At 66.2% G+C, this 8,229-nt stretch carries 8 protein-coding genes and 1 pseudogene; 8 read left to right on the top strand and 1 reads right to left on the bottom strand.

Annotated features, from left to right (window positions below):
- The first annotated feature begins 269 nt into the window (after positions 1–269).
- The gene (locus tag B9G49_RS02140; RefSeq protein ID WP_086215272.1) at positions 270–1,037 is read left to right on the top strand and encodes a hypothetical protein; all 768 of its coding nucleotides are present in this window, start codon (positions 270–272) and stop codon (positions 1,035–1,037) included.
- A 21-nt stretch (positions 1,038–1,058) separates the two neighbouring features.
- On the opposite strand, the gene B9G49_RS02145 is transcribed toward B9G49_RS02140, so the two are convergent.
- Complete coding sequence (locus B9G49_RS02145) at positions 1,059–1,502, bottom strand: zinc ribbon domain-containing protein (protein ID WP_086215273.1); 444 nt, start codon at positions 1,500–1,502, stop codon at positions 1,059–1,061.
- A 308-nt stretch (positions 1,503–1,810) separates the two neighbouring features.
- On the opposite strand from B9G49_RS02145, the gene B9G49_RS16100 reads away from it, so the two are divergent.
- From B9G49_RS16100 to B9G49_RS16105, 7 genes and pseudogenes are all read left to right on the top strand, one after another.
- Positions 1,811–1,951 (top strand): DUF2080 family transposase-associated protein, encoded by a 141-nt coding sequence (locus B9G49_RS16100; protein WP_143414674.1) that lies wholly within the window; start codon positions 1,811–1,813, stop codon positions 1,949–1,951.
- A gap of 3 nt (positions 1,952–1,954) precedes the next feature.
- Complete coding sequence (locus tag B9G49_RS02150; RefSeq protein WP_086215274.1) at positions 1,955–3,211, top strand: RNA-guided endonuclease TnpB family protein; 1,257 nt, start codon at positions 1,955–1,957, stop codon at positions 3,209–3,211.
- Positions 3,212–3,302: 91 nt separating this feature from the next.
- Entirely contained in the window at positions 3,303–5,687 is a 2,385-nt protein-coding gene (locus B9G49_RS02155; protein WP_394334810.1) for a BGTF surface domain-containing protein, read from the top strand.
- A 97-nt stretch (positions 5,688–5,784) separates the two neighbouring features.
- Complete coding sequence (cheY, locus tag B9G49_RS02160; protein WP_004597560.1) at positions 5,785–6,141, top strand: chemotaxis protein CheY; 357 nt, start codon at positions 5,785–5,787, stop codon at positions 6,139–6,141.
- Complete coding sequence (locus B9G49_RS02165; protein ID WP_086215276.1) at positions 6,141–7,331, top strand: chemotaxis protein CheC; 1,191 nt, start codon at positions 6,141–6,143, stop codon at positions 7,329–7,331. The genes cheY and B9G49_RS02165 overlap by 1 nt, the downstream gene beginning before the upstream one ends.
- Positions 7,328–7,903, top strand: coding sequence for a chemotaxis protein CheD (locus B9G49_RS02170; protein ID WP_086215277.1), 576 nt, complete (start codon positions 7,328–7,330; stop codon positions 7,901–7,903). Before B9G49_RS02165 ends, B9G49_RS02170 begins: the two co-directional genes overlap by 4 nt.
- Before the next feature lie 148 nt (positions 7,904–8,051).
- A pseudogene (locus B9G49_RS16105) lies at positions 8,052–8,229 on the top strand (flagella accessory C family protein); the annotation flags it as partial.

An 8,229-nucleotide genomic window follows, 5' to 3' on the forward strand; every position in this document is an offset into this window, starting at 1 on the left:
GTACACGATCCTACTGAACCCGACTTCCGGCGCGTTTGCGGACGAGAACGCCTTCGGTGAGAGCGACGACGCCACTATCGACCTCGTCTCGCCCGCCGGAGCGACGACGCAGGTCGAACTGACCGCACCCGATCTCTTCAGTGAGTCGGGTGAAGCGGTCCGGCTCTAAGCGCGGACGCACACACAATTAACCGCTCCCGCCGCGGAGACCGGATCCACGGCGGGAATCCGCCGCAACACCTATTTTACGGCGCGCGCTACCACGACCCATGAGTGACCACGACGCGCCCGCGGCCGACCCGGACGCGCCGCCCGCCGACCCCGACGAGCTCGACTTCACCGACGACGAGAACGTCGTCGAGATCGGGCAGAGTCGGTACGTCGTCGGGACGAACGGCCGCCCCAACGTCGGGCGCTCGCAGGACGACCGCCGGCCGCCGCCGGACGACGCGGCTCCTCCTGCCGACTCGGGCGAGTTCACCGCCGCGGAGCCCGCGAGCCCCGACGACCGCCGCCCCGCCGGCGACGACCCGCGGGCGAGCGCCGCCGGTCGCGGCGCCGAGGACCGCGGCCAGCGACAGGCGAGCGGACAGGACCGTGCCAGCAAACGGGGGCGGCCCGGCAGGCGGGGACGTGCCGGGTCAAGTCCGGGCGAGCAGCAGGCACCGTCCGGCGCGGACGCGGTCGACCGACAGGCGGTGAGCCGGTGGCTGGCGAACTCCTTCGACGGCGACGGCTTCGACTACGGCATCGACGCGACGCTCCACGCGGAGGGCGACACCACCCGCCAGCGGACCGTGTCGAACGACGTGACGGCGACGTTCGACACGCTGATCTCGTGGTTCGCGTCGAACGCCGGGCCGAGTTCGCCGACGCCGGAGGCGATCGGGCTGCTGCTCGCCGCCTCCGAGACGACCGTCGACCTCCCGCCGGTGATGATCAAGCGGTTCGCGGCGAGTCAGGGGCTCTCCGCGAGCGACAGCATCGGCGATCTGGTGCGCGCCGCCGAGAAAGAGGGCGGGTTCCGGGTCGAGTGAGTCGGGAAGGAGAACGGGAAGCTACAGGAGGAACAGCAGCGCGGCGCCGACCACCGCGAATATCGCGTACAGTCCCGCCATCACTTCGCGTTTCAGCGGGCTGCCGAGCGGCTCGGCGGTGAGCCGGCGGATCGGCGGGAGGATCGCGATCCCGGTGAGGATCAGGGGGAAAGACCCGATCGCGGGGACGAGGGTGAGCGCGACGACGACGGTGCCGTACCCGACGACGTAACAGCCGCGCCGCCAGAGCTGCTCGCGGTCGCTGAGGTCGGCCATGTCGGCGAATCCGCTGGACCCGCTCGCGTCGCCTCCGCCGTCTCCGCCGCCCCCCGCCACCTGCTCCGCCTGTCGCTGGACGTACTCGTCTAACTCCTCGGCCGCGTCCTCCGTCTGCGGGGCACCGCACTGCGCGCAGTACCGGGCTTCCTCGTCGATCGACGCCTCACAGCGGGGACACGATGCCATCGTGGTGGAAAGCGGACGCCCGTTCGGCTTAATTCTTCGGGGAACGGCCGAGCGGTCGACACCCTCGCAGTCGGTCGATCTGGCGCTCGTTCGACGCTGTCTCCCCGACTCCGTTCACAGGAGTGATAATCGGGAGGGTACGTTTTAGCTGAATGTAGGCGCTAAGCCCCCGTCCTCAAGGAGCGAGCAACGCGAGCGAGTAGGGCGGGGATACAGCGCCGTCATCAGTTATCTTACACTGACTGTTACAGGCCCACAGGCCCACGGAATCAACAACTTAATGTAAGTACAATGTATACACTCTGATGATGGATAGACACGAAATCGAAGGCCACGAAGTCATCGAAGGTGAGGTGAAAGCCACTGGTAATGGCGCTCACGTTTTCGTTCCCAAAGACTGGCGTGGCGCAGACGTGAAGATCGTCCGAATATCTGATCCAGACGAGTAACCCATGCACTACGCCTACAGGTATCGACTCCACCCAACAGAAGACCAGCGTGAGACGCTGGACTATCACCGCGATACCTGCCGGCAACTGTACAACCACGCACTCAACGAGTTCGAGCAAATTCCTGACTCAGCAGGAACACTCAACCAGCGAGTGCGTCAAGTCCGTGACCAACTGCCCGCTCTCAAAGACTGGTGGGCTGAGCTCACCGACCTGTACTCGACAGTGACACAAGCCGCTGTCATGCGAATCGAAGACAGTATTAAAACTCTCTCACAGCTCAAAGAGAACGGGTACAACGTCGGGAGTCTCAATTGGAAGGCTCCGAGCGAGTTTCGGAGTTTTAAATATGTGCAGTCTGGCTTCGAGTTCGACAAAAAGAACGGCCAGACTGTCCTCTCGCTCTCGAAACTTGCTGACATTCCAATCAGTTACCACCGCGAAATTCCCGAGGATGTTACTGTCAAAGAGGTCTGTGTCAAGAAAGAACGAACTGGCGAGTGGTACGCTTCATTCGCCGTCGAAGGCAAACAAGAACCAGTGAAACCAGATAATCCCGACCGCTGTGTCGGGATCGACGTGGGTATCCTCAAATACGCTCACGACACGGACGGGCGTGCTGTTGGCTCACTTGACCTACAAGACGAACGAGAACGCCTCATACGCGAACAACGGTCGCTCTCCCGGAAACAGCACGGCTCGAACAATTGGGAGAAACAACGGCTGAGAGTAGCTGAGTGTCACCAGCGAGTCAGACGGAAACGCCACGACTTCCTACACAAACTCTCGAATTACTACGCCACCGAGTACGACTTGGTGGCCGTTGAGGATTTGAACGTGAAGTCGATGCTGGAGTCGCCTGGAAACAGTCAGAACACGGCTTCGGCAGCGTGGGATGCGTTCACCACGATGCTCAAATACAAGTGCAAGCGAGAAGGCACACACTTTGTCGAAGTAGAGCCAGCGGGCACAACCAAAGAGTGCGCGTCGTGCGGCGTTGAATCAGATAAACCGCTGTGGGTGCGTGAACACTCGTGTCCTGCCTGTGGGTTCAAGATGGATAGAGACGCAAATGCCGCACTCAACGTTTTGTCTCGTGGTTTCGAGAAGCTAGGACTGGGACAGTCCGAAGACACAACGCCTGTGGAGACTGCGCTCCCTATGTTCATACCGTCGGATGCTTCCGATGTTGTGGATGTAAAGCGCGTCGTAGAAACAGGAAGCCCCACCCTCAAGGAAGCCGCGTCAGCGGCTGAGTAGGGTGGGGTAGTTCACTCGGAGAACGGCGGAGCGTCGAACGACTGACACGCCCCCGTGACCCTCGCGGGGTCGACGATCCGTCCGACTCACAATGACAGACACGCCTGACGACAACCGAGACTCGCCCCCGCGGCCGAGACCCGCCCGACTCGGTGGTCCCGACGCTCCCGGAGGCACCGACGAAGCGCTCGCGTCTCGGCTCCGCCGGCGCTCGACGCTCCGACGAGGCATGGCGGTGTTCGTCGCCCTCGTCGCCGTGTTCTCCGTCGTGGCTACCGGTCCCGTCGCCGCCGGCCTCTCGGCGGCCGACCACGTGCCCTCGGGCGACTCCCTCGAAACCAACGCCGTCTCTACCGACTCGACGGAACCCGGCCCGACGGCCCGACCCGAACTCAGCGGTTCATTTTCCCGCCCGACCTACACCGGAATCGCGGGCGACCCGGTCAATATCAGGTACACCGCCAGCAACAGCAACGGAAGCGCGTACCTCCTGATCGGCGGGAATCGCCTCACCGACTCCGGAAAGTTGGTCGGGTTCACCGACGTCGTGAAGCTAGACGATTTCGACGGCACGGTCAACACCCGCCTTCTCGGAACGGCCGAGGGAACCGCCAGTAGCTGTGCCCGAGAGAACACGTCCTGTGACTTGGAGTTCCGCGATCAGGACGGCGACACGCTTGACAAGGACCTCTCCGACCTCCGCGGTGCCACCGGTGCCGGCGGACTCGCCCGTCCGCTCGTTCCGCAGCGGTACCGGCTAGCGATCACCAACGGCACGTTCATGATCGAGGACTCCGGCGCGGTGACTCCCGTTGAGTCGGCCGCCTCGTCGGACCTCGTGTTGACGAAGCCGACGTTCCACGACGAGATCGAGGTGTTCACCACCGCGGATCCGGAGAACGTCGAAGGCGGTGGCGGCGACGAGTCGCTCAGCGCACTCGAACAGAACGGGCTTGAGCGAACCGCGGTGACGAAGGGCGACCGCGTTGTCCTCGGCTTCGAAGCGACCGGCATCTGGGGAGCACTGTCGCACTTCGCCGAGAAAGAGGGTGAAGACTCGCTTCAGGCCGGCCAAGCGATCAACCACACCGTTCTGAGAGATTTTCTCAGGGCCGAAGAGGGCGTCTCCCTCAGCGTTCGACAGACGAACCCGAGCATGAACGAGCCCCGCTCGAAGCTCGACCTCGCGGACGCCGACCCCGAGGACGTCTCGCTTCTCCTTGCCGACGCTAAGGAGCTAGAGACTGGTGACTCGACCCCGGGCCGGTTCTACCTCGTTCTGGACACGAGCGACGGGGGGCCCCTCGGGAACCCCGAACCGGGAGACGAGTTCGCCGTCGAGTTCGCTCTGGAGGGCACCGAGGGGCAGCGGTACGCGTTCGCTGAAACTGACTCGGAGCCGCCGGACCCGTTCAGACATAAATCGAACACCCCGGACCAGTTCCCGTACTGGGAGACCAACGACGGGACCGTGAGCGCGGAGGCGTCGTTCTCGATCCAGGAGCGCTACTTCGAATACGACCACGTCACCGACGACGGCGAACTCCTCGTCGAGGCCTCGGGCGGGGCGGTGACGGGGACGACAACGATCCTCCCACCGATCGAGATGTCCGCCACCTTCGTCGACGACAAGCGCGACGAGCCCTTCCGGTCGGAGTCCGAAGTATCGCTCTCCGACGACGGGAACTTCACCATCGGCGCCGACCTCGGCAACGCCGACCCCGGAACGCGGCTGAACTACGCGCTGTACGAGGGGACGACGCTCCGCGACAGCCGCACGGTGGTCGTCGTCGAGGACACCGACGACCCGGACCGGCTCGCGATCGACAGCGTCCCCGAGAACGTCACCGTCGCGACGGGCGGGAACCTCTCCGCGCTCGGAATTGGCGTCCGAAACGCCGGCGGGCTGGAGGGAGCGGGAACGCTCGCGCTCGATGTCGACGACGGGAACATAACGACCGCTCGCGACCTGACGCTGTCGTCGAACGAGTCGCGCACCGTCGGCTTCCCGTCCGAGACCGTCCGTCTCGCCCCCGGGGAGTACCCGTTCTCCGTCACCCTCGACGGCGACCAGCGGAACGGAACGGTGACCGTCGCGGAGAACCCGGCGCGGACGACGATCGACGACGGCGACGGCGAGGCCGACGGAAGCGACACCGACGACGCCGAGAACGCTTCGAACGTCAGTGAGGGTGACGAGAACGCTACGAACACCGACGGGAACTCGACGGACGCCGGTGGAAACTCCACTGCGAACGACTCCGCGGGCGCCGCGGACCCCGACGGGAACTCCTCGAATCCCGGCGGCAACTCTACGAACCCCGACGGCAACTCGTCGGACCCGACCGGCGATTCCGGCGGGGGTGACGGCGATGACGACCCGGCGACCTTCCTCCCCTTCGGCATCGGCACCCGCGAGACGCTCCTCGGCACGGTCGTCGTCGGTGCGATCCACATCCTCGGCCACTGGGTGTGACTCACCCGGCGGCGACCGGCCGCGTCCCGCTCCGTTCTCAGCGCTGAGAACCGCGGGGGAGCGGTTAAGTGATCGCTGTGCCCGGATTCAGACAACAATGGCTACGCGGGTACTCATCGCCGACGACTCGGAGTTCATGCGGAACCTCCTCCGAGAGATCCTCGAAGGCGAGTTCGAGATCGTCGGGGAGGCGGAGAACGGCGTGGAGGCGGTCAACATGTACGAAGAGCACGGTCCGGACCTCGTGATGATGGACATCGTGATGCCGATCCGCGACGGGATCGAGGCGACGACGGAGATCTTAGAGGAGAATCCCGACGCGACGGTGATCATGTGTACCAGCGTCGGGCAGGAGGAGAAGATGAAGGCGGCCATCAAGGCGGGCGCTGAGGGGTACATCACGAAGCCGTTCCAGAAGCCGAACGTGCTCGACGCCATCGGCTCGGCGGTATAATGCGCGTCGACGTCCGCGCGCTCGGGGCCTGTAATCGCCTCGCGGAGCGGGGGGCCAAACAGGCCGCCGGCGCGCTCTCGGACCTGACCGGGACCGACCTCGCGGTGGAGGTGACGGGCGCGAGCGTCGCCAGCGGCGAGGACCTCGCAGAGTCGTTCGCGGGCCGAGAGTCGATCGGCGTGAGCGTCGGGCTCCGCGGCGGGTTAGACGGCGAGGCGGTCCTCGCGTTCGACGCGGTCAACGCCGACGCCCTCCTCTCGCTTTTACCCGGCGGGCAGTCGATGGAGCGCAGCGCGGTGACGGAGGTCGGCAACATCGCGCTCGGCGGCTTCCTCGACGGCTGGGCGAACTACCTCGGGAAGGCGATAGACATGTCGCCCCCGCGGTACTTCGAGGCGGACGGCGCCGCGGTGCTGCCCGACGGCGCGCTCGCGGGCGACGGCGTGTTCCTCTTCGAGAGTCGGCTGGACGCCACGACGACCGACCTCGACTTCTCCATCTACATGCTTCCCGACTCGGGGCCCTTCCGCGACCTCATCGTCGGGAAGACGGCCCCCGCGGCGACGGCCGGCGGCGAGGCGAACGGCGGGACGGAGAGCACGGCGGTGCCGTACGAGTCGCTGTCGACGTTCTCCTCGCTGGCGAAGCGGGGGTCGGCGAACGCCGCCGACAACATCTCGATGATGACCGGGTTAGAGACGAGCGTCGACGTGAGCCGGCTCCGGTTCGTCCCGCTCGCTGACGTGCCCGCGGAAGTGGGGACCGAGCCGCATGCCGGCACGGTGTTCGAGCTCCAGGGAGAGCCGAGCGGCTACCTCGCGATCCTCTTCGAGGAGTCCTCGGCGGCGGCGGTCGCCGACGCGATGCTCCCGATGGAGCCGGACGAACCCTTGGGCGACATGGCCGAGAACGCGCTCTGCGAGCTCGGCAACGTGATGACGAGCGGGTTCATCGACGGCTGGGCGAACGTGCTCGGCACGTCGATCACCCACTCGCCGCCGGAGTTCGTCCACGACATCGGGGCCTCGACGATCAGCCCGCTCGTCGCGAAGCTGAGCGAGCGACAGGACTACGGGTTCGTGATCGACACCGCCATCGAGACCGAGGGGATCCAGGCGCGCTGTGACGTGTACGCGCTCCCCGACGAGCGCGAACTGGCTCGGGCGCTCGACCGACTCTCCGACTCGTGACCCGCTCGCTCTCCGACGACCCACCGGACGACCCGGCGGAGCGGACGGAGAGCGACGCGGTCGCCGACCCGGCCGCCGTCACCGGCGGTGCCGCGGCCGACGACCCCGGCCGAATCAAAGTGGGCGTCGGCGAACTCGCGGTGACGACCGACGACGCGGTCCTGACCACCAGCGGGCTCGGCTCCTGCGTCGCGGTCGCGCTCGTCGACGAGCGGGCCGGCGCTCGCGGCCTCCTCCACGCCATGCTGCCCGCGGGCGAGGGGCGGACGACCGCGACCTCGCGACCCGCGAAGTACGTCGACACCGGGGTCGACTCGCTGATCGCGTCCCTCGACGACGGCGGCGCCGACCCCCGGCGGTTGAAGGCGCGGGTCGCCGGCGGCGCCGAGATGCTCGACCTCACCGACGCGGTCGGTCCGCGGAACGTCGAGCGGGTCGGCGAGGTGCTCGACGCCGCCGGCGTCCCGATCGTCGCCAGCGACGTCGGCGACGCGGTCGGCCGCACGGTCCGGTTCCGCTCGGACGGTCGGCTCGTCGTCCGCGCCGCCGACGGCTTCGAGCGGGCGATCTGAGCGCCGATCGGCGGCGGTTCGGTCCCCTTCCCGTCTCAGTTCTCCGCATTTAGTCCTGTAACGTCCGATATTCGACCGACGGCATGCTTTCTCACGGTTGATATTTTGAGGGGTGAATTGAAGTGCGTTCTGCGGGTCGTACACGGTAATGGGCCTCGAACTACCGGTGTGGGGAGCTCCAACCGCCGCCTGGGCAGTCGCCACGCTGGGGCTCGTCGGTGCGAGCGTCCTCGACAGGTTCCTCGACGACGACGGATCCGGCGACGACGGTTCCGGGGGTATGGACGGCGACGACGATCCCTTCGGCGGCGACATGGGTGGAGGGA

The sequence above is a fragment of the Halorubrum sp. SD683 genome, assembly GCF_002135045.1.
In the GTDB taxonomy this organism is placed as follows: Archaea; Halobacteriota; Halobacteria; order Halobacteriales; family Haloferacaceae; genus Halorubrum; species Halorubrum ezzemoulense.

Excerpts from the sequence above, each read along its gene's own strand:
- B9G49_RS02140 (WP_086215272.1), top strand. The coding sequence starts at position 270 with ATGAGTGACCACGACGCGCCCGCGGCCGACCCGGACGCGCCGCCCGCC.
- B9G49_RS02145 (WP_086215273.1), bottom strand. The coding sequence starts at position 1,502 with ATGGCATCGTGTCCCCGCTGTGAGGCGTCGATCGACGAGGAAGCCCGG.
- B9G49_RS16100 (WP_143414674.1), top strand. The coding sequence starts at position 1,811 with ATGGATAGACACGAAATCGAAGGCCACGAAGTCATCGAAGGTGAGGTG.
- B9G49_RS02150 (WP_086215274.1), top strand. The coding sequence starts at position 1,955 with ATGCACTACGCCTACAGGTATCGACTCCACCCAACAGAAGACCAGCGT.
- B9G49_RS02155 (WP_394334810.1), top strand. The coding sequence starts at position 3,303 with ATGACAGACACGCCTGACGACAACCGAGACTCGCCCCCGCGGCCGAGA.
- cheY (WP_004597560.1), top strand. The coding sequence starts at position 5,785 with ATGGCTACGCGGGTACTCATCGCCGACGACTCGGAGTTCATGCGGAAC.
- B9G49_RS02165 (WP_086215276.1), top strand. The coding sequence starts at position 6,141 with ATGCGCGTCGACGTCCGCGCGCTCGGGGCCTGTAATCGCCTCGCGGAG.